The sequence below is a fragment of the Mesorhizobium sp. M8A.F.Ca.ET.161.01.1.1 genome (assembly GCF_004792105.1).
In the GTDB taxonomy this organism is placed as follows: domain Bacteria; phylum Pseudomonadota; class Alphaproteobacteria; order Rhizobiales; family Rhizobiaceae; genus Mesorhizobium.
On the sequence record NZ_SRTD01000104.1, the window covers coordinates 1 to 416 of the forward strand.

At 60.1% G+C, this 416-nt stretch carries 1 protein-coding gene; it reads right to left on the bottom strand.

Going from position 1 to position 416, the window contains the following annotated elements:
• The coding region (locus EN804_RS34855) for an ABC transporter permease (RefSeq protein ID WP_135922319.1) at nucleotides 1–416 on the bottom strand (416 nt) is incomplete at both ends.

The window sequence follows — 416 nt, forward strand, 5'->3', positions numbered from 1 at the left end:
AATTCACGCTCAGAACCGTGAGCGAAATCGCAAGCCCCGGCCACAACACGCGCGAGGGCGTCAGTTGCAGGAAGTTCGCGCCGTCGAACAGCAGCCGTCCCCAGGTCGGAAAGTCGGAGGGGAAGCCGAGACCGAGGAAGGAGAGGGCGGATTCCGTGATGATGGCGGCAGCGATGCCGAGCGTGGCGGAGACCATGATCGAGCTCAGCACATTCGGCAGAATATGCCTGAGGATGATGCGGTATTCGCGCATGCCGCTCGATTTCGCAGCCATGATGAATTCCTGGCTTTTGATCGTCAGCACATCACCGCGCACGATGCGGGCTGTATGCATCCAGCTGGTTATCCCGATCACGAAGACGATCAGGATGAAGATGCCAGTCTCCGGTCCAAAGGCCGCACGCAGCGTGTCGCGA